Annotated in this window: 14 protein-coding genes and 1 pseudogene; 6 read left to right on the top strand and 9 right to left on the bottom strand. The window is 43.5% G+C overall.

Annotated elements, in window-relative coordinates:
* Positions 1-5: 5 nt before the first annotated feature.
* Together GTQ48_RS01420 and GTQ48_RS17785 are read right to left on the bottom strand one after the other, a co-directional pair.
* Positions 6-2,231 carry a putative bifunctional diguanylate cyclase/phosphodiesterase gene (locus GTQ48_RS01420; protein ID WP_163104713.1) on the bottom strand — a complete coding sequence of 742 codons (2,226 nt, stop codon included), beginning with the start codon at positions 2,229-2,231 and terminating at the stop codon, positions 6-8.
* Positions 2,232-2,268: 37 nt separating this feature from the next.
* On the bottom strand, positions 2,269-2,742 hold the full coding sequence (locus GTQ48_RS17785) for a type II secretion system protein (protein ID WP_163104711.1): 474 nt from the start codon (positions 2,740-2,742) through the stop codon (positions 2,269-2,271).
* Positions 2,743-3,048: 306 nt separating this feature from the next.
* Between GTQ48_RS17785 and GTQ48_RS01410 the strand changes: the two genes are divergently transcribed.
* Positions 3,049-3,267 (top strand): hypervirulence associated TUDOR domain-containing protein, encoded by a 219-nt coding sequence (locus GTQ48_RS01410; protein ID WP_163104709.1) that lies wholly within the window; start codon positions 3,049-3,051, stop codon positions 3,265-3,267.
* Between the two features lie 130 nt (positions 3,268-3,397).
* Here GTQ48_RS01410 and GTQ48_RS01405 read toward each other — a convergent pair whose 3' ends face one another.
* The gene (locus GTQ48_RS01405) at positions 3,398-6,952 is read right to left on the bottom strand and encodes a M1 family aminopeptidase (RefSeq protein WP_163104707.1); all 3,555 of its coding nucleotides are present in this window, start codon (positions 6,950-6,952) and stop codon (positions 3,398-3,400) included.
* A gap of 11 nt (positions 6,953-6,963) precedes the next feature.
* The gene (locus GTQ48_RS01400) at positions 6,964-7,845 is read right to left on the bottom strand and encodes an ABC transporter ATP-binding protein (protein WP_163104705.1); all 882 of its coding nucleotides are present in this window, start codon (positions 7,843-7,845) and stop codon (positions 6,964-6,966) included.
* 373 nt (positions 7,846-8,218) lie between these two features.
* Between GTQ48_RS01400 and GTQ48_RS01395 the strand changes: the two genes are divergently transcribed.
* The 3 genes from GTQ48_RS01395 to GTQ48_RS01385 all read left to right on the top strand — a co-directional run bounded on the left by GTQ48_RS01395 (position 8,219) and on the right by GTQ48_RS01385 (position 10,375).
* Complete coding sequence (locus GTQ48_RS01395; protein WP_163104703.1) at positions 8,219-8,383, top strand: DUF1328 domain-containing protein; 165 nt, start codon at positions 8,219-8,221, stop codon at positions 8,381-8,383.
* Positions 8,384-8,477: 94 nt separating this feature from the next.
* Positions 8,478-8,720 (top strand): DUF4235 domain-containing protein, encoded by a 243-nt coding sequence (locus GTQ48_RS01390; protein ID WP_032097533.1) that lies wholly within the window; start codon positions 8,478-8,480, stop codon positions 8,718-8,720.
* A 146-nt stretch (positions 8,721-8,866) separates the two neighbouring features.
* Positions 8,867-10,375 carry a serine hydrolase domain-containing protein gene (locus tag GTQ48_RS01385; RefSeq protein ID WP_163104701.1) on the top strand — a complete coding sequence of 503 codons (1,509 nt, stop codon included), beginning with the start codon at positions 8,867-8,869 and terminating at the stop codon, positions 10,373-10,375.
* 125 nt (positions 10,376-10,500) lie between these two features.
* Here GTQ48_RS01385 and GTQ48_RS01380 read toward each other — a convergent pair whose 3' ends face one another.
* From GTQ48_RS01380 to GTQ48_RS01370, 3 genes are all read right to left on the bottom strand, one after another.
* Positions 10,501-11,205: a DUF2490 domain-containing protein gene (locus tag GTQ48_RS01380; protein WP_163104699.1), complete on the bottom strand. Its 705-nt coding sequence runs from the start codon at positions 11,203-11,205 to the stop codon at positions 10,501-10,503.
* A gap of 85 nt (positions 11,206-11,290) precedes the next feature.
* Positions 11,291-11,935: a phosphoribosyl-AMP cyclohydrolase gene (locus GTQ48_RS01375; RefSeq protein WP_163104697.1), complete on the bottom strand. Its 645-nt coding sequence runs from the start codon at positions 11,933-11,935 to the stop codon at positions 11,291-11,293.
* A gap of 189 nt (positions 11,936-12,124) precedes the next feature.
* The gene (locus GTQ48_RS01370; protein WP_163104695.1) at positions 12,125-13,480 is read right to left on the bottom strand and encodes a hypothetical protein; all 1,356 of its coding nucleotides are present in this window, start codon (positions 13,478-13,480) and stop codon (positions 12,125-12,127) included.
* A gap of 304 nt (positions 13,481-13,784) precedes the next feature.
* Between GTQ48_RS01370 and GTQ48_RS01365 the strand changes: the two genes are divergently transcribed.
* Positions 13,785-14,387: a LysE/ArgO family amino acid transporter gene (locus tag GTQ48_RS01365; protein ID WP_163104693.1), complete on the top strand. Its 603-nt coding sequence runs from the start codon at positions 13,785-13,787 to the stop codon at positions 14,385-14,387.
* A gap of 831 nt (positions 14,388-15,218) precedes the next feature.
* On the opposite strand, the gene GTQ48_RS01360 is transcribed toward GTQ48_RS01365, so the two are convergent.
* Positions 15,219-17,342, bottom strand: coding sequence for a FlgO family outer membrane protein (locus tag GTQ48_RS01360; RefSeq protein WP_163104691.1), 2,124 nt, complete (start codon positions 17,340-17,342; stop codon positions 15,219-15,221).
* A gap of 139 nt (positions 17,343-17,481) precedes the next feature.
* Between GTQ48_RS01360 and GTQ48_RS17575 the strand changes: the two are divergent.
* Positions 17,482-17,604: pseudogene (locus GTQ48_RS17575) on the top strand (endonuclease III); the annotation flags it as partial.
* Positions 17,605-18,495: 891 nt separating this feature from the next.
* Here the strand turns inward: GTQ48_RS17575 and GTQ48_RS01345 are convergent.
* Positions 18,496-18,693, bottom strand: a complete 198-nt coding sequence (locus tag GTQ48_RS01345) for a hypothetical protein (RefSeq protein ID WP_163104249.1) — start codon at positions 18,691-18,693, stop codon at positions 18,496-18,498.
* Between the last annotated feature and the right edge of the window lie 305 nt (positions 18,694-18,998).

The raw sequence follows: 18,998 nt of genomic DNA, 5'->3' as shown, positions 1-18,998 counted from the left end.
CAGCGTTAACTCAATAACTTAGAAAAGTCGCTTTTAGTGAGTGGCTTTGCCAAGTGATAGCCTTGGAACTTATCTACATTCATTTCAATTAAGGCGTTAAAATGTGCCTCGGTTTCAATGCCCTCAGCCGTCACCTGTAAGCTCAGGCTTTTCGCCATTGAGTGTATGGCATGACAGAGGTTTCTGGCTTCGTGATCATCCACAATATCTTTAACGAAACTGCGGTCAATTTTCAAAATATTAAAGTTTACACTACGTAAATAGCTCAAGCTGGAATAGGCAATACCAAAATCGTCAATGGCCGTTTTCACCCCTAGCTCAGACAGCATTCGCATATTTTCTCGAACCAGCGCTAAGTCATCGGCAAATACACGCTCGGTTAATTCAAGTATCAAGTTATCGCCTTTCAAGCCATGCTTGTTTAAGCTGCGGCGAGTTACATCAACCAAAGCACAGTCGGCAAGTTGTCGATAGGAAATATTCACCGACATACTAAGCGCAGAATGTCCCATTTCCTGCCACTCTCGCAGTACCTCACAAGCAGCATCTATAACCCAATCGCCAATATGTAAAATTTGGCCACCATCTTCGGCAATTGGAATAAAGTCATCGGGCGAAATAAAGCCCAGTTCACTGTGCTCCCAACGCAGCAAGGCCTCGGCACCACAAAGCACTTTGTTCTTATCGAATATAGGTTGGAACACCAACGACAATTCATTTTTATCCAATGCAAAATTCAAGTCTGTGTTGAGGCGAAGTTTGCGCTGCAAATCAATGTCGTAATCTAGGTTGTAAAAAGCGAATGCGCCTTTCTCGTTAATTTTTGTACGGTACATAGCAGCATCTGCTTTGCGAAGTAAGTCGTTTGCATCTTCACTATCAACTGGGTATTGCGCTATGCCCACGCTTGAGCCAATGTTGTGCTGTCTGTTTTGGTAATAAATGGGCTGTAATATTACCTTTTGCACACGCTGAACCAAGCGCACAATTTCATCTTTAGAGGTGTCGATTTCACTTAGCAATATAAATTCATCACCACCGAAGCGCCCGATAAAATCCCCTTCTCGTACACAGCGCTCTAAACGACGAGCAACTTCCACTAATACTGCATCGCCGGCTTCATGACCGTGCATATCGTTAACGTCTTTAAACTTATCAAGGTCGATAAAAATAACAGCAAAGGACACGTTAGCGTGAAGTTTAAGCAAAGAAGCAAGATGCTCTTGAAGCATAAGGCGATTTGGCATTTTAGTGAGATGATCGTAATGAGCTAGGTGAGACAGCTCAGATTCATGCTTTTTGCGATCGCTAATGTCTTCGATGGTGATCAAGCTGTGTCGATGTTCATTTTCATCCAAAACGCTAAGTGCTGAATATTCAATCCAAACAATTCGGCCATCTTTGGTTTGTACCTGTATTTCTCGCGTCGGTTTATCTACCGTATCTGCAGCAAAAAGCAGGTCGGCGTGCAAACATAGCGTACTCACTGGTTGATGAATTAGCGTATCTTCAGCAAAGCCGAAAGTAGTATGAGTGGTATGATTAGCGCGCTGTATAGTTCCTTTTTCATCTACCAACAACACACTTTGCGCTTTTGAATTAAACACCCCAGAAAACAAGTCACTTTCAAACGAGGCCAGTTTAAGGGCTTTACGCAAAAACAGCATTTTTTCATTCAGCGTAAAATAGTAAGTGAGCATAATAAGGCTGAAAATTGTTAAACACATCAGGCGCGTAGCCAATGTGTAGCCCATGTCACCCTCGTAGGGAAGTGTGTCCATTTGCTCGGGCCACACATAATAGTAAACGGTGCCAAGCACGCTAATAAACCAAAAGAATATTTGCCCGCGCCATCCCATTGTTCCACCAGCAAGGATGGGAAAGATAAAGATCCACGCATAATGGACAGTATCAATACCCCCTGCAAAGGTGACGTTTGCCATGTGTATGGCAAACATACAAAACAGCATAATTGCTGACGCTAACGGTACATTGTTGGTTTTTTTAAGCGCGACAACGTTCATTAAAATAACAAGCACACCAATGGCCTGAGTGATAACCACCCAATCTTCCATAAAGCTGTACAGGTCTTTGAAGGTAAGCCCCAAAACGATGATGTAGATAAAGCTAGTGAAATTAACGATAGAAAACACACCCGATGATCGAGCGCTTATAAAAAAAGCGCTAAAAGCCGATCTCGGTTGCTCAATAGTAATCTTTTCTGTTGTCATATTTTTCTATCGATACACTTCGTTTCTGAGTTTCGGCCTAATTGCAATCAGTTACCGTGATTGTGGGCTTTTCACCTTGATTGGGGTGACGATAAGTAACTTTGCACACATCGTTTGCTGCAATCTCAGCGTTAGTTAAGTCTGCAGTTTGACGCTCTAACGTAAAGGTGACTTCAGGTGCAGAGCCACTTAATTTCCAATCGTCTTCTGAAAAATCAGCCACTTCTTTTAAGTTTGTTTGCGTTGCATAAGGATAGCCGTAACGCACACGAATGCCAGAAGTTAGGGTAGTATCGGCACTTCCCTGCGTCCCTTCAATCAGTGCTTTTGCGTAAACAATTTCCGACGCCCCTAATAATGCAGCATTTAGCCCTTCAAGTGCCCCAGCTTGTGCGTCTTTTTGGACGTTTAAAAACTTAGGTGCAGCGGTAACGGCCAGTATTCCTAAAACGACTATTACGATAATTAACTCAATTAGCGTAAAGCCTTTACTGTTGTGATATTTACTCATAATCGGACAGAACTGCGTTATCTGTAATTGATGCAAGTGTATAGTATAAATGGAAAATTCTGAAATAGACCTTCTAACATAGTGTTAAAGCAAACCTTAAGCTAGTTAGCTGCACCTTTTATGAACCTTTAATTCCTCCTTTGCGTTACAACTATGTTAGCCATTTAACGGGGCTCTATTTTACCCAGCCTTACCTTCTCTGGCTTTATTCTATCTGGCTTTATTTGCCAGAGCTTAGCTCCACAGGTTTTGCGAGGTATGGTTGAACCGTTTAATAAAGTCGCCACCACTACAAGGAATTTTGAAATGAAACATTATGCTATAAACACCGAGGTTGAATGGGAATGGGGCAACGGCAGTGCTTCGGGCAATATTCGAGAGAAGTTTACCAGCGAGGTTGAACGCACTATCAAAGGCTCATCGGTTAAACGAGATGCAAGCGAAACCGACCCCGCGTATATGATTGAACAGGACGATGGAAGCAAAGTATTAAAATCACACAGCGAACTGAAGAAGGCATCTTAAGGCCTGCTTAGCTTTAGCTTTAGCTTTCTATAAAAAGCTATCGGTTTGCTCTTGGTGATTAAAAGCGAAGCAAGCGTACGTTTCAAATTTTGAAACATACGCTGCTCTGCTTCACGCTTACTGATAAAAATTACAGCTTAATTACGTTGTCTCCGCTGTCTCTATCAATCATTTTCACAAAGGGGTCTACTCCCACATAGGCGGGCTTTTCATCCACCGTCACGGTTATTGTATTTTCCCCGCTAATTAATCTGTGCTTCTGGTTATAAAGCACCTGAGTGTTTTCAGACACATCTTCTGGGTCGCCAGTGAACAGTGCAATATCAATATATTCATCAACACTACCTTCTGTTTCACGTCCATCGCCATTAGCCTCAAACTTGCCCGCCGATACTGTCATGGTTACGGCAAACTTACCGTCGCTAGTTTCTTCAACCTCAGCTGACAGCATTTTTAAGTCATACAGGGTAATACGCTCAAACAAGTCTGCGATAAACTGCTGTTCCTCGTTTGTCGCCTCAGCATTAAGGGCAGCCTGCAAATCTAACGTAGTTGGATAGGGATCGTTTTTAAACTTATACGCCTCTAAAAAGCTTTTCAGTGCGGTATTAACACGCTCTTCCCCTAACCTATCTAGAATTGCCATCATGACTACCGAACCTTTACGGTAATGAATGTACTGCTGATCTTCACTGCGCATAAACGGCATTTCTTCAATCAGCTCACTCCCACGATCGCGAAGGTAGCGATCCAGCTCATACTTGAGGAAGCGTCGCATCTTCTCTTCGCCAAAGCGCTCGCGCAATACCATAATGGCACTGTACTGAGACAAACTCTCAATAATAATTGATTGGCCCTGAACATTGGCAGCACCTACCTGATGTCCCCACCACTGGTGAGCTACCTCATGGGCGGTAACATAGTACACATAGTCAATATCTTCAGGGTCGCGCAGGTCGGCAATAAACCCAATATCCTCAGAATAAGGCACCGTATTAGCAAAGCTTTGCGCAAACGACCGATACCCTGGAAACTCAATAATACGCATTTGTTTGTGCTGGTAAGGGCCAAAGGCGTTGGTGAAATAATCGAGAGAATCTTTCACACTTTGCAGCATCACATCTACATTCCAATGGTGTTCAGGGTGATAGTACACCTCAATATTCACACCTTTATGCTCGTCTCGCGTAACGTCGTGGCGCGCAGAAAGGTAGGAGAAAAAGTTAACAATTGGCGCATCCATTTTGTAATGAAAATAGTTACGTCCGTTTTCCTGCCACTCTTTTTGCAGGTAACCCGGCGCAATAGCAATTTGATCGCCGCTGGTCGACACCGTAGTTTCAAAGTCGATAAAGGTGACTCCCTTACCAAAACCACTCTCAGCATAACGTGAGGTATCTTCCAACTTATAGGCCCGAGGACGCTCTGGCAGTTCGCGCTTACGTCGCTCGTGTCGGTCTGAAATTACATAACGCCCGTTAAACCCAAAAGATGGAAACAGCGAGAAATTATCGATAAACGTGCCATTTTCAGCTACCTGCAGATCGAAGCTGCCATCTTTGAACCCCTTATGCTCGCGCAGTGCTGAAAGGGTTCCTTTCCTGGTTTCACCCGGCATTAGTGGTTCGTCAAAGGTTAGCCACGCCGCAGACAGGTTGTCGAAGCGTTCGGTAATTTGCGCGCCAGGTATAACCACATCCCATGTAGTCGTAAACCGTGGAATCGACAGCAAGGTGCGGGAAATTGGCTCATCAAACGGATTGCTGATGGTCATATCTGCCGACACTTCTACACGGCGGGCCTCTGGGTAAATATCAACGTTCGCATTTACTTGAGTTACGACCGGAATTAAGTCGTCTTCATACTGGCCAAACGGACTTTCGTATTCAGCTTGAAGCTCGAAGGTCTCATCTTGAGTAAGGTAAGTGTTTACCACCTTGGTGTTGTAGTGAATGTAGCCACCCGTAAGTACGAATACGAGAAGGCTTGCTGCTAACACGGCCTTTCCAGACGCCCCTAACTGATAACCAAGTAACTTAAAGCGGTGTTTTAGTGATACCTCTGGCCCTCGCTGCCACAATGCATAACCAATGGTGAATAGCGCTAACGATAATGCACTCCAATAAAGCATGTACCAAGCGAACGGAGCCAAGAACCATCCCCAGCCGTTAAGGTCGGAATACAACACGCTTGGCGCGTCGCTGAAGCTGAACATGTTGTGCTCTAAACCTAGCTCAGCAAATACTAAGCTAACAATGAAGTACGCCACAAACAGCAGCATACCCACAAATTTATTCGGGCTTAGTACCTGAATAAAAAATGCCAGAACCGCCAATAGCGCCCACGGAACCCATGATACAAAATAGATCCCAATTAAATACGTACTAAAATCAAAGTCGAAATACCCTTGGGTAGCCTGATAGATAACGGTAAAAACAATGCCAATAGCAAATAGCACGGCGGTTACCGCCCACATTGCAAGTAACTTAGATACCCAAAAGATCAGATTAAAAGCGGGCGTTGAATCGACGATATCGCCCATACCAGAACCACGCTCACGCCATACAATTTCGCCACTGTAATAGGTGATAACAATTAGCATCATCAACCCAAAACTTTCGCGAATAAACTCAACCATTTTATAGGTAAGCGGCCAATCTGGCGTGCCGTACACACCGCCAATAGGCACAAAATACAGGGCAGACAGATTGAACAGCGTAAAAATCATCAGCACAAGAAGGGCTGGGCTAAACATAACTTGGCGCATTTCAAAGCCAATACGGGTAAGTAACTTATCAAACTGCCCGCCCGCCTTTGCTTTAATAGTAAGGTTAAGGATTTTGGGTGGAGCCACAGCCGAGGCTTTACTTGGTTTTTCTTTACGGCTTTTTTGCTGCCAGCGCATTTGATAAATACTGCCAACAGTGGCCAGTATAACTGCGCCAATGCCAAGCCATATCAAACGGTTTTGCAGTAACACACCTTCTAACAACACAACGCTGGTGTTTTTATCAAACACTGTCCAATAACGGGTTATCTCGGCGTAGGTACGAAGACCAAAGGGGTCTAATAATGCGCCAATGGTGCGATATTCAGGCTCTGAGGTGACGACCCCGCTAATGAGGTAGAAAATGAATATACCCATTGCTACCAAATACGCGGCCATAATTGAGCGAAGGCGCTGAGCAACGGCATAAAAAATCATACCCAGTGCTAACATGCTGGGCACTGAGAAGTAGAAAAAGGTAGTTAGATAGAAACTAAGATTAGTGGGCCCTATTCGCTCTTGATCTATCCAAGGCATTAACGAGCCTAATAAAATGGCAAAAGGCACCATAGCAAACACGCAAATACTGACCAAATAGGCACCTAAAAAACGGCCCAAGTGGTACGACAGCGGCGTAATAGGCCGAGTGTATATTAGCTCGCCCATATTGCTGGAGTGATTTCGTGTTGCAGTACCAGACACAAAGTTAACCAACAAAAACAGCGCAAAGATACCCATAATAAGCGCGGTTTGAGTAATAGCAAACGAGCCGTTATACAGCACGTTACCACCACCAATACGAACGTTATCGGTAGTGGTTGCCAAAAAAGGTAACAAGAAAAACGCCAGCATGGTGACGTAAAACGAAGGTTGGCGAAGGTAATATCGCCATTCAAACGTAAGGCTATTTAAAAACATGGTTATTCCCCTTACGCAGCAGTTGCAGCGCGGCTATTGTGCAAGGTGGAAAAATACACATCTTCCAGATTAGCTGGCGCTTGTTCGAACCCTTCTGGGGGCGTGTCGGCCATTACGTGAATAACGTGCTTACCGGCAATTAAACGGGCAGAAATAATATTCAGGCTCTGCTCAAGTTCGCGGTACTCTTCTTGACTCACCTGCTTGCGCCAAATGCGTCCCGCCAGCTCTGTGGTGAGACTAATAGGGTTACCTTCTAATAAAATTTCTCCCTGCCCTAGCACGGCCATTTTCGGGCAAAGTTCTGATACATCATCAACAATGTGTGTAGAGAGTATAATAACCTTCTCTTCACCTAAGCTTACTAACAAGTTGTGAAAGCGATTGCGCTCTTCAGGGTCGAGGCCAGCGGTAGGCTCATCTACAATAATAAGGTCAGGGTCGCCCAATAATGCCTGAGCAATACCAAAGCGCTGACGCATACCGCCAGAATAACCACTTACTGCTTTGTCTCTGTGCTGCCACAAATTGGTGTGAACCAACAAGCTTTCCACCGCGTCTTTACGCTCAGACTTGCTGCTAATACCCTTTAACACGGCTAGATGGTCTAGCAGTTTCTCTGCACTAATGCGCGGGTAGACACCAAAGTCTTGCGGTAAATAGCCAAGGCATTGTCGCAACCCATTAGGATCGGCCAACACGTCAATACCATTAAATTGTATTGAACCCGTGTCAGGATTTTGCAGGGTAGCAATAGTGCGCATTAAAGAGGATTTGCCGGCACCGTTGGGGCCAAGTAACCCAAACATTCCCTTGGGAATTGAAAGGTTGATGCCGTTAAGGGCTTTAACTCCATTGGGGTAAGTTTTGGTGAGACCGCTAATGTTGAGCATGAGCATTCCTTTGTAAGTAGTTATTAGTAATGAGTTCTTTTTATTTTCTGTTCAAAATATAAACTACTCCTAAATAATGCACCTGTTAATGCGAAACTTGTAACAAAGTGAGAAAAGAATGAATTTGGCCAAGCACTATTGGTAAAATTGCAAATTAAAAATAAGAAATATTTACAGCTTTATTGGGAAAAATACTCACCATCAACCTGTGCTAGTTTTGCACTAGCATAAAAAGATGGACTTCCTTTTTCTGACACCATCGCTCTACAGGCCTCGCTACGGCTACATTTCATACAATAATTTAAGCAACTTTTTAAAGTAGGCCTATGCTTTGCACCTTCAATTGTGAACTCACAAAATGAAGGGATACATTATGTTACGTTGGGCATTAATATTTTTAGTTGTTGCAATAGTTGCTGCCGTTTTAGGATTTGGTGGAATTGCAGGTTCTGCGGCAGGTATAGCCAAAATTATCTTTGGTGTTTTCTTAGTCTTACTGGTTGTATCACTCGTGATGAACATGGTGAGAGGCAAGTAGACAACCGCAAGCTAAGCGATGGGTTTAATTACCTATCGCAGCTTGCGATAGCTGTTTCACGCAGACTTCTCACTACCAATTTAAGGAGAATACTATGAGTGACAAATTAATTACAACCGTAGGCATTGGCCTCGCCGCTGCATCAGCAGGCATGCTGGCCAGAAAAACACTTCAAAAATCGTGGGAAAAGGTGACTAACGAACCTGCTCCGAAAGACAAAGGAAGTGAAAATACCGATCTTCAAGAAGCCGTAACGTGGGCCGTGGTATCAGGCATTGGTGCAGGCGCTGCAAGAATGGCGGTTCAATACGCGTTGGATAAACGCAACTCCAAGTAGTTCTTCGTGTTTTTGCTTCTTTCCCCTTAATGTATAACGCATTTTAGTAGGGGTAAGGGCAACGCATCCGCTGAACGAATTCACACGAATTGACTCCTTAAATTAACGTCCGTATGCTGATATTTCACTTGTAATGGAATACTCAGATGAAATCTCGTAAAACGATAATCTCCTTCACGCTCTCTATTTGCATGGCGTCATTGCTTGGTTGCACAGAGGCTGAAACTCCAAAGCCGAATACTCCCCCTCCCAAAGTATCATCAAAATCTGATTTATTACGAACAGGCCTTGCAGAGAAAGTTCGCATTGAGGGCCAAGAAGTCGACTTTCAAACCTTATTGCAGCGTCAAGCGCACTATAATGTACCTGGCGTTTCTGTGGCATTGATGCGAGATGGGCAACTTGCGTGGACACTTCAAAGCGGCGTTAAAGACGTCGATACTGAAGAGCCTATTGATGCGGACACGGTGTTTCAAGCTGGCAGTATCTCTAAACCTGCATTTGCGGCCGTGTTAATGAAATATCGTCAAAACAACCCTATCGATTTAGACGCAGATATTAATAACTTACTTACCAGCTGGCAGCTGCCACCTCATGAATGGACAGGCGAAGAAGCCGTTTCATTGCGTAGGCTACTGAGCCATACCGCTGGTACTACAGTGCATGGTTTTCCGGGTTACGCTGCAGGCGAAGCTGTGCCCTCTTTACAGCAAGTGTTAGATGGTGCTAAGCCAGCTAACACTAGTGCCGTGCTAGTTGATATTAAGCCCGGCTCACAAATGCGCTATTCAGGTGGCGGTACCACAGTGGCACAACTTGCCTTGCAAGATGTGACCGAAGAAGCGTTGCCGCCAATGGCCCAGCGGCTACTATTTAAACCCTTGGGTATGACTCGCTCTAGCTTTCAACAGCCTATATCTTCTCAGTTAGCAGGCAATATGGCCACTCCCTATAACGGAGACGGTGCGCCAGTAGAAGGTGGCGCCCATACCTATGCGACTCTTGCAGCAGCTGGTATGTGGAGCACGCCAGCGGATATGCTAAAAATGGCTGGCGCTGTGCGAAGCGCCTATTTAGGTGAAAACACCGATTGGATATCAAAGGCCACAGCAACAGAAATATTAACCAATAATACGCCTACCACTGCAGCCCCAAATGTAGGCATTGGTTTTTTCATCAATATGGATGAAGACGGAGAAATTTTAGGCTTTGGCCATGGCGGTGCTGATGAAGGGTTTATGTCGCAGTTATATATTGAGTTAGACACCGGTAATGGCTACGCCATTATGACAAACAGTAACAACGGCACTCAGCTAATCCAAGAACTCGAAATTAGAATAAAAGAAGCGTTAGATGTGGGTTACTCCCAAGCCAATGTGAAACGCACAGCTCAAATAAGCCAAGAAGAGCTCGGTAAGTATATTGGTACTTATAAAGTGACCGCGCCTGTTGAAGTAGAAGTTACCCTGCAGGCAACGAATGATGGCTTTGTGCTTAATGCGCTACCGTACATTGAAAATGAAGCGTATTTCTACGAGGGAGAAGACCGTTTCTTTGCCAAAAACGGCAGTAATATTGTATTCGAAACTACGGATGAAGGAATGGTTAAGACCCTTGTGATGGATAACAACATTCGTGGTGAGAAAATGGAGTAATTAGGGGCTGGGAAATTAGAAATTACGAGCGGCCCTTGATAAAATTCCATTGCTCAGCATGCATACTCAAAGGGCCGATATCTAGGTGTTGTCAACATCAATAAACATGAGTTGTTGTTTCACACTCAAAACCACGAACCAAAAAACGTAAGAGAAAGATTGTGGTTTATTTGGGCCTCTGCTGAAGAAGCACCGGGCGAATGAATATAGTTATTCATATATCCCATTTCAACGCGCCATGTGTCGTTAAGTTGATAAGCTGGGCCTGCATAGAATCGATTTTGATCAAACCCACTTGCTTGCCCCCACTGCGTATCATTAAGGGTAACAAACAGCTCATCCCACACAACAAAAGACCATTTGTCGCCCAGCGGCTTTTCCCAACGCACGAATTGTCTAATTCGATGGCCCACGTCGTCACCTTGGACTCTGCGATAGCGCTGTTCAAGCCGCGTGCGTGCAGACACATTGCCGCCTAAAAATGGGCGAAGTGAGTAGGTTGCTTGCTGCCAAAGCCGGTCTTCTTCTACCGTACCGGCCTCTGAATCTATCGCTATCCTCGCAACACCTAACCACAACGTAAGGTCGTCAGACATACGATAGCCAATACCAGGGCGAAAAATTGACACACCCAGTTGAGAGGCATCGTCTTTAAATCGCAGGTGTCCATCAAACCAGAATTGCAGGTCGCCCGCTTTATCAGCGTTACCAGCAAGGGCAACAGCATTCCACGATTGAAAATCGTTTGTTGTTGCATGCGATTCAGCGGTGCACATCAGCAGTAATGATAAAGCGGTAATAGTGGTTATTGTATTTTTTATCGTGCGCATAGAAACCTCGATGTGATGAGCTTTGTGGTGCTTTAATGAGAGGTAGCGCGATATGAAGTATTTCATATCGCGCTAATAGCGAGGTTTAATTTGATGATGGGTTATAAGGAAGTGACGACTGATGAGCGACAATACGCAAATCACCTTCGCTGTCTTTCACGTACGCAAATGTATATTCCACTTTGGTTTCGCCACCTGTGGTGTCAGTGAAATAATAATTGCCCATTGCAACAGCCATACGACAGCTATTATTGATAATTCCCACGTTGTCGAACTTCACTTTGGTATAGGGTTTTATCGCAAAGCCCTTATCTTCTTCGTATGCATCGTTACCACCTACGAAGTACGACAAAGCAGCATCAAAACTTGACCTAAACTGATCGTTAGCCGCTAGCGTGGGCTTAAATAAAACGCTGCTTAAATCATAGCCGTACATTTGCTGAATAAAATCGGCGGCTTCGTTAGAATAATCACCTTTGTTAGAAAAAACGCTGCCAATTCTAACAATGCCATCACCCCACATTTTCTGTGCATTCACTACCTCTCGTTCAGTAATGCACTGATTTGAATACAAAAGCACATCATCTTCGCTCTGATGCTTCATCATAGCTGCGCTTTTGGCTGTATCATTACTCATTTGGGGCTTTGCCACAGCAGCGCAGCCAGATGCGATTATCACTGAGGCAGTTAAAAGAGTAGCTTTCATTATCGATTGAGTACGTAATTTCATGAGTAGACTCCCACCTAAATAGCATTGATTAATACAAGGCACGTCGCTTTGTATTGGTTGCTAATAAGAATATACATCTATGGTTAAGAGTACTTTTACTGAACATTAAAAGCAGATTAACAGCAGGTGGGCATTAGACAATTCGCTTTAAAGGAAGTAAAAGCGACAGAAGCCAAAAGCGAGTTACGTTTATAAAAGCTTATCCATGGTTTTTTCTAATAATCTTTGCATTTTTTTACCGGCAGCAGGAAGTAGACTTTCATCTGCATTAGGCACTGACACCTGCGCGCTAACGGTGAACTCTCGACCACCTAGATAATATGGCAAACACACGTGTGCAAGCACTACTACCTCTGTGGTACCGCGAGTGTCGCTAGGACCCCACCCTATTTTTTGAAATACGCGCCATTTACCCTGACTTGCTTCATCTAAAATAAGTTTCGCGCTTTTATTCGTGCTTGTTTCAGTTTGAATACTGTTGGCGATTGCATGCTGTAACATTACTGAGATACCGGCGCTCATACCTGCAAAGCGTTCGTTACCTAATGAATTTCCGTCACCATAAAAAAGCGTTTTAACATCGACGGCCTCAAGAGCTGGATGCTGAGTAAGTGGGTCGCGCGTATGACTAGCCAGTCGTTTTAAAAACTCCGCTTGTGCCAGGGTCGTCATTGGCTTGTTGCCTGTTAACCCGCAGCTTTCGCAGCGGTAATTTAAATATCCTGGGTCATCCGCTGCATTTAAAAAAGGCTGTAATCGTATACTACTCGTGCCATCAAGCATTTGCGCCTCATAAGAATTAGGTTTATATGCGCTAGGACCGTAAGCACCTCGAAAATATATGTTGGGCGTTGAAAGCTTTAACCAATCGTCGTAAAACAGCGCGCTAAGATTGTCTCTACCAGCAACATTAGCAAACAAAGTAGCGAGTGCATTTGAGTTGTCTATTGAGGTGCCAAAGGCTTCATAAGTATTTATAGAGGTGATCATATCAGCAACGTAAGTGCCGCCAACTTTTGCTTGTGCTCCTAAACCCTGCTCACGCAATTTGGCTATAGCGCCAGTAAAGGCAAATATCTTCGATGAACTCCACGGCTCGTAAAGCGTATTGTGACTATTATCGTTACTTAAATAACGATAAGCCAACGCATCCTCTGCCTTTGCAAAATCAATAATAAGAATACGCCCCTCTTGCTGCGGAATATCAAAGAATTCCGTTTGATGGGCGATGCGCTTTTCCCATCCATACTTGGTGTAATTAACCTCATGTGAGGTTTTAAAACCTTTATCGGCAGTTTTTATATTGCATTGTTCGTGTCTTTTAACCTGGTTCGCTGGTAAAAATGGTGCCACGTTCATCACTTCATTTGAAAAGCGTGTGTCATCACTGGGGCTAAATGCTAGTGTTGTGGCAACGCCTTCATCTTGAGGTGATATGGAGCAAGCGCTGAGTAAGGCTAAAACAATGCAACAAACGGCAAACGTGTAAGAAGTCTTTGCGTTCTTTGGATTAATCAAGCCAATAAGGCCCTTTAAAAAGTTCAAAATGCTAGCCCCAGTTGACGGTTTTGTATAAGTATTTTTATTACTTGTTGGATAGTTAAATTCAACTGCCACTCTTTTACAATAGCGATTTAATAGATTAACGCCTATTACCGCGGAAGATAAATGAACTCGTTATTGCAAAGGCATGCTTTAAAAAACAGACCATTTAATGCATTGTTCAAGTTGACCGTGCAATTTATTAATAGGACTGCTGTAATCCTCCCTAAAAAAGCACCAGCCTTTGTTACCAGTTGATATGGCTTCGTGTTTTATACCAAAAGAAAAGTAAGGAACGGAAGTATAAATGAGCTTTTCAGTATTTTTAGCAGGTTTTTCACTTAGTATATCTCTTATACTTGCCATTGGTGCGCAAAATGCGTTTGTACTCAAACAAGGGCTGAAGCAACAGCACGTTTTTGTTGTTTGTTTGATTTGTGCTTTATCAGACGCTATTTTGATCACACTTGGTGTGGCAGGTTTTGGTGTAGTTGTACAACAATTTCCACTTATCGAACAACTGGCCCGTTATTTAGGCGCAGTATTTCTGTTTTTTTACAGTGCACTTAGTTTTAAGTCAGCCTTTACGACAGATCACGCTTTACAGGCAAAGGGAAAAGAAGTTGGAAGCCTTTTAGCGGCCACAATGACATGTCTTGCTTTTACATGGCTTAATCCGCATGTTTACCTCGACACTTTTGTATTGCTAGGCTCAATATCCACTCAATATGAAGGCCAGCAAGCTGCATTTGGCTTAGGCGCAATTTTCGGCTCGTTTGTTTTTTTCTTTTCGCTCGGATACGGCGCGAAATTACTCATTCCTGTTTTCAAAAAACCTAAAGCCTGGAAGGTACTCGAATTTATAATAGGGTTTGTTATGGCTGCGCTTGGCGTGAGCTTGCTGGTGTAGTTTACTGAAAAGTGTGGTGCTTAACATGCCTGTCTTGTTTAGTTATTTGTTCGAAGGTTTCGATCTAAACCGACAGGCAACAAAAGGCTATGAGTTCAACTGGTCAATGCAAGGCTTTACTCATTTTGAGAAGGCGTTGCTATGAAGCAGAGAAAACCTATTTGTTATAATGCTCAGCAAACGTTGATTTAAGCAGCTAGTTAACCTTTGTTTGTGAACCCATCTAACTATCGCTAGACTATGGCGCTCTAACTGTTTGAGTAGAGCTTGTGCAGAGTTAGAATCAACTAGAGACGGATAGGCAACCGCGGAATCTCGATATTATTCTGGTATTCACAGCGATTACTTTATTATTCTATTTCGTCGATATCGCAAACCTATTTAATGCTCAACAACGGGTAAAATATGCTGATAAGCCGATGCTTATTTTTGGTCACCGAAAAATTGCAAGAACAATCACCGGTTTACTTTTGTTATGGATTATTAAACTCCATGCTGCCTCTGATATACCAGCATGCGGAAAACTTCAATATTTAGCTTTATTATCTTTTGCCTGGTCAATAATAGCTGTTGCCATAATATATTCAGCATATCAGACCGCACTAAGTAAGGCATGGGTAAAAATGCCCATTAGGTTGAGCAGAAGTTGCCCCCTTAATGGTCGTCTTACTTACATTGAGCAAAAGCAACACTAAGGCAGTTGCGTTATTAAAAATTTGAGTGAGTTTGAGGAAAGGAAAGATTAAATGTCTGTATTACAAACTCAGCCTGCCAGCTATAAACGCAATAATTTGAAATACGAAATGCAAGTATCATTGCACTTTCCAGCTATCAACGCGGCTCAAAAATCAATTTAGGATTTGATTGCCTAAACGTGTCATCCATGAACTTTCGAACGGTTGACTTAAATTCAGGATGGTTTTTCACACCATTATATCCTGTTGAATTCGGTAACGAAGGAGTCATTCCTCCGTAATAAATAGATAAATAATTGAGTTGTTTACTAAAGCTGGTAAAGCGTTGCTCAGCACTATGTTGTTCGCTTAAATACCAGAAAACTAAACAAGAATTACTCATCTGACTGACCAAATTAGTGATGCAATGGCTTTCGAATTGTGACTTCATTTCAGGCAGTAAAATATTAAGTTCATCTGTCTTCCCTCGCTCTTTGAGAATGGCCAGATACAGCATGGTGATGTACGGATCATCAGATAAAGCTTTTTTCAGGGTTTGCTGTGTCGGATTACTTAACTCATACTTTTCAATAAAAGACTGCGTATTTCCATTTAATAATTCAAGTAGAATATGAAATTCTGCTTGCTGAGTATCGTCAAAAATTTGTTTAAATTTGGTTTCTTGCGCCGGTGTCAATCGTTCATAATTTCGCAATTGCGAGAGCAATAGCGCGTTACTATATTCGAAATCAAACTGAGTTGGATGATTGGTGGTGTTTTTCTGCATTAACGCCAGAGCGTCATCAATTCGGTCAGAAAAAATCAACAACGTCGTTTCAAGCGCCCGCAAATTTCCGTCGAGCTCGCCCTTATAGTTGGCAAACAAGCGCAAACTTTTCTCAAAATCATGCTCGCCGGTAAAATAAACGAGAAGTTTCGAAACCAGTAGTAATGTTGTGTTTGGGAATTTAGTCTCCATATCATTGAGCAAATCTTTTGCTTCAGCAACACGCCCTTGAGCAATAAGTAAGTCAATAAGGTTTCGATAGTTAATGGCACTTTCGGGGTTGGTGCGCAGTACTGCAAAGCGTTGCTCTATCGTTTGGTCAATATCCTCTATAATCAGTAAGTAACCGTTCTGAACAAGGGGGTCATTGGGTGCAAGCTCATAAGCACGCCTAATCAATGCCAAGTAAACTGTGGTTTGATATTTTTGACTCGCATGGAATGATAACGCAAGATATTTTAATGCAAAATCAGGCGCAGCTTGCAATTGCCAAAATAACCTTTCTTGCTCTGCAAGTATGGTGGCGTAATCAATACCACCGTATTCACTTGCCAAGATATACGTCGTGTATAGCTGGGCCATAGCGAGATAAAAATGCTCATCCAGCTCGATAGCGCGTTTAAGTACTTCGGCAGATTTTCGCAATGCCTTTGAGGTTCGTTGATAGGCCAACTCACGCCCCAGAATAAATAACTCATAGGCTTCAGGGGTGTCAGTCATACCCGCTTCATATTTTACTTGTTCGGGTAACAGGTTCAGTTTAAGTGCTTGAGTGATGGCAAACGTCAACTCATCCTGTACCGCAAAAATGCTATCAAGGGTTCTGTCATACGTTTGTGACCAGATATGCGCACCACTTGTTACATCAATCAGCTGGGCGGTAATGCGCACCTTGTCTCTATCTTTGCGTACGCTGCCTTCAAGCACATAGTTTACATTGAGCTTTTGCCCTATTTCGCGAATATCGATATTACTGTCTTTAAAATTAAACGATGAGGTGCGGGCAATAACGACTAACTGCTTCAGGCGCGCCAATGAATTCAATATTTCTTCGGCAATACCATCTCCAAAATAGCTTTGTGACTTATCCGGGCTCATATCTTCAAACGGTAATACGGCGATTGAGCGCTCTAAACTTCCATCAGCACTCGTTAGAAAAAGCTTTTCATAGGCGATGAAGCCAAGAGCCAATATCAACGCTGCGATTAAAATATAATTAATTTTACTGCCGGTGTACTCATGAATCGACTCGTTGACTTCCACCTCACCCGTTCGTTTTAGCCCGTCCGGCGTGAGTTCAAACGCCCATGCAAAAATACACACAAAAGGAAAAGAAATCGCGAGGATAACCGTGGTAATGGTACTGAATAAAATGGGCAGGTGTAAGGCGGGTGAAATCACCGCAACAATTTGTAAGATAATCCAACAAGTCACTAGATAGACACTAGCGACTTTAAACACGTTGCGTCGTTTTAATTCTGTAAAGAATTTCATGCGTCCTGCTCTTTATTTTTTGAATGTTAAACATACTCGAACATCCACAGCTGTACAACCTTTATACATTAAGCGTAAAGAGGTTTGGCAAAACATCACAGGCCATAAGCTATTCCTAACTTTATTATCTATTAACTGACCTACCATAGCTGTCGACACTCATATCGATCGTGTATCAAACCTTACAAAGATTGCTACAGGTAAGTATGTTGTTGAAGTTGAAAACAAGCTTTTAAAGGTTGCAACTGAAGAATTCAAAGTGCGTAAAAGAAAAATTGACGCCATGAGCTATACATTACTTATTAAAAGGATCAAAACCAATTTAAGTGGATCACTTCTATAGTTTTAGTGCTGCCAATGCCCATAAACCATTACGCCACTTTATAAGAACTGAGCAATGAAGCTCAGCACACTGCCATCTCGGCCCCGTCTTTTGACGCTTTCTATGATAAGCCTAAAGTCCAGCTTATCGAAGCACTTCGACAAGTCCGTATCCACCACGTGTTGACGACTATATCGACGGATAAACATGGTGGATTTATTTATCGCACCGTGACAGCTCCACTTCGGTCTATAACTAAAGCTTGATGGATGGAACTGCTCCTCGAAGATGGGGTTAGGAGGTCATTTAAGCATTGTTGAACGACTCTATCTCTTACCGTTGTAATACCCAACAGACGCTCGCCGCCACCTTCTTTCGGGATAACAACCCGCCTTACCGGTTGCGCTTGATAGCGTTTGGTTTTGAGTTCGAGAAGAAGCTGTGTAAGTTCATTATCCAGATTTGGGGCAAGCGCACTCAGGCTCTGCCCATCTATTCCAGCCGCGCCTTTCGCTTTGAATACCTTTTTAAATGCCTTGAACAGTCTTGCTTTATTTAGCAAGTGACCTTACAAACTATAAAAAACCCGCACGCATCCACTCGAAGACAGTGTGCTGTGTGGGGGCCGATGACTTCTCTTCGTGTTGGTCTATTTCACATGGTGGTTGGGCGTGCTAGCCAAATGGCAATCTACTCAGTGTTTCCACATTACCCCCATGCACCGTTTCGTAGCCAGTCTATCGCTTCCGCGACAAACCAAGTACAAAGACGTCGATAGCTAGTCGATTCGTGTACCACTGAAAAAAAAAACATCTGCTCATCACAGACTGACTATGTACTTCCGCCCTTCGCCATCCTAATCAGCTTTTGACTGATAAGAACGCCATCAGACTTACTGCTGATGGTTAGTTCGGTTTTATCCTCCACACAATTACTGGCTTTCACAGGCCGAACTTTACTCACTAATACGGCTTCATCTGCCACCTCACACCGATTAACATCTTGAGTCTCCCCTTGAACATTAACCACTTACTCCAAGCAAGTTAAGGTGCCAGGCTTCCCCGGTTACTGCACTGACGCCCTGTTAGAAATCCCACACTCAAGCACAAAACAGGACTGACCGAGTATCGGGCTTTACGCTATCTTACACGCTTACCCTCCTGCCTTGCCGAATCAGGTCCACTTTCGTTGTGTACCTCTAACGTCCTATGGCTTGCTTCGGGCCGGCCCCCGGAGACCCTGCCGTTGGCCAGCAGCGTCCCTGCCATTCGGATTATCTTCCCCTCAGTCTGGGTGATTCAGGTTTCTTCCAATCTGACGGGTTTGCCAGCTTC

The sequence above is a fragment of the Alteromonas genovensis genome (assembly GCF_010500895.1).
Lineage (GTDB): Bacteria > Pseudomonadota > Gammaproteobacteria > Enterobacterales > Alteromonadaceae > Alteromonas > Alteromonas genovensis.
Note: the sequence above shows the minus strand (reverse complement) of the source record. Positions and strands in the feature narration are given on the sequence as shown.

Excerpts from the sequence above, each read along its gene's own strand:
- GTQ48_RS01420 (WP_163104713.1), bottom strand. The coding sequence starts at position 2,231 with ATGACAACAGAAAAGATTACTATTGAGCAACCGAGATCGGCTTTTAGC.
- GTQ48_RS17785 (WP_163104711.1), bottom strand. The coding sequence starts at position 2,742 with ATGAGTAAATATCACAACAGTAAAGGCTTTACGCTAATTGAGTTAATT.
- GTQ48_RS01410 (WP_163104709.1), top strand. The coding sequence starts at position 3,049 with ATGAAACATTATGCTATAAACACCGAGGTTGAATGGGAATGGGGCAAC.
- GTQ48_RS01405 (WP_163104707.1), bottom strand. The coding sequence starts at position 6,952 with ATGTTTTTAAATAGCCTTACGTTTGAATGGCGATATTACCTTCGCCAA.
- GTQ48_RS01400 (WP_163104705.1), bottom strand. The coding sequence starts at position 7,845 with ATGCTCAACATTAGCGGTCTCACCAAAACTTACCCCAATGGAGTTAAA.
- GTQ48_RS01395 (WP_163104703.1), top strand. The coding sequence starts at position 8,219 with ATGTTACGTTGGGCATTAATATTTTTAGTTGTTGCAATAGTTGCTGCC.
- GTQ48_RS01390 (WP_032097533.1), top strand. The coding sequence starts at position 8,478 with ATGAGTGACAAATTAATTACAACCGTAGGCATTGGCCTCGCCGCTGCA.
- GTQ48_RS01385 (WP_163104701.1), top strand. The coding sequence starts at position 8,867 with ATGAAATCTCGTAAAACGATAATCTCCTTCACGCTCTCTATTTGCATG.
- GTQ48_RS01380 (WP_163104699.1), bottom strand. The coding sequence starts at position 11,205 with ATGCGCACGATAAAAAATACAATAACCACTATTACCGCTTTATCATTA.
- GTQ48_RS01375 (WP_163104697.1), bottom strand. The coding sequence starts at position 11,935 with ATGAAATTACGTACTCAATCGATAATGAAAGCTACTCTTTTAACTGCC.
- GTQ48_RS01365 (WP_163104693.1), top strand. The coding sequence starts at position 13,785 with ATGAGCTTTTCAGTATTTTTAGCAGGTTTTTCACTTAGTATATCTCTT.
- GTQ48_RS01360 (WP_163104691.1), bottom strand. The coding sequence starts at position 17,342 with ATGAAATTCTTTACAGAATTAAAACGACGCAACGTGTTTAAAGTCGCT.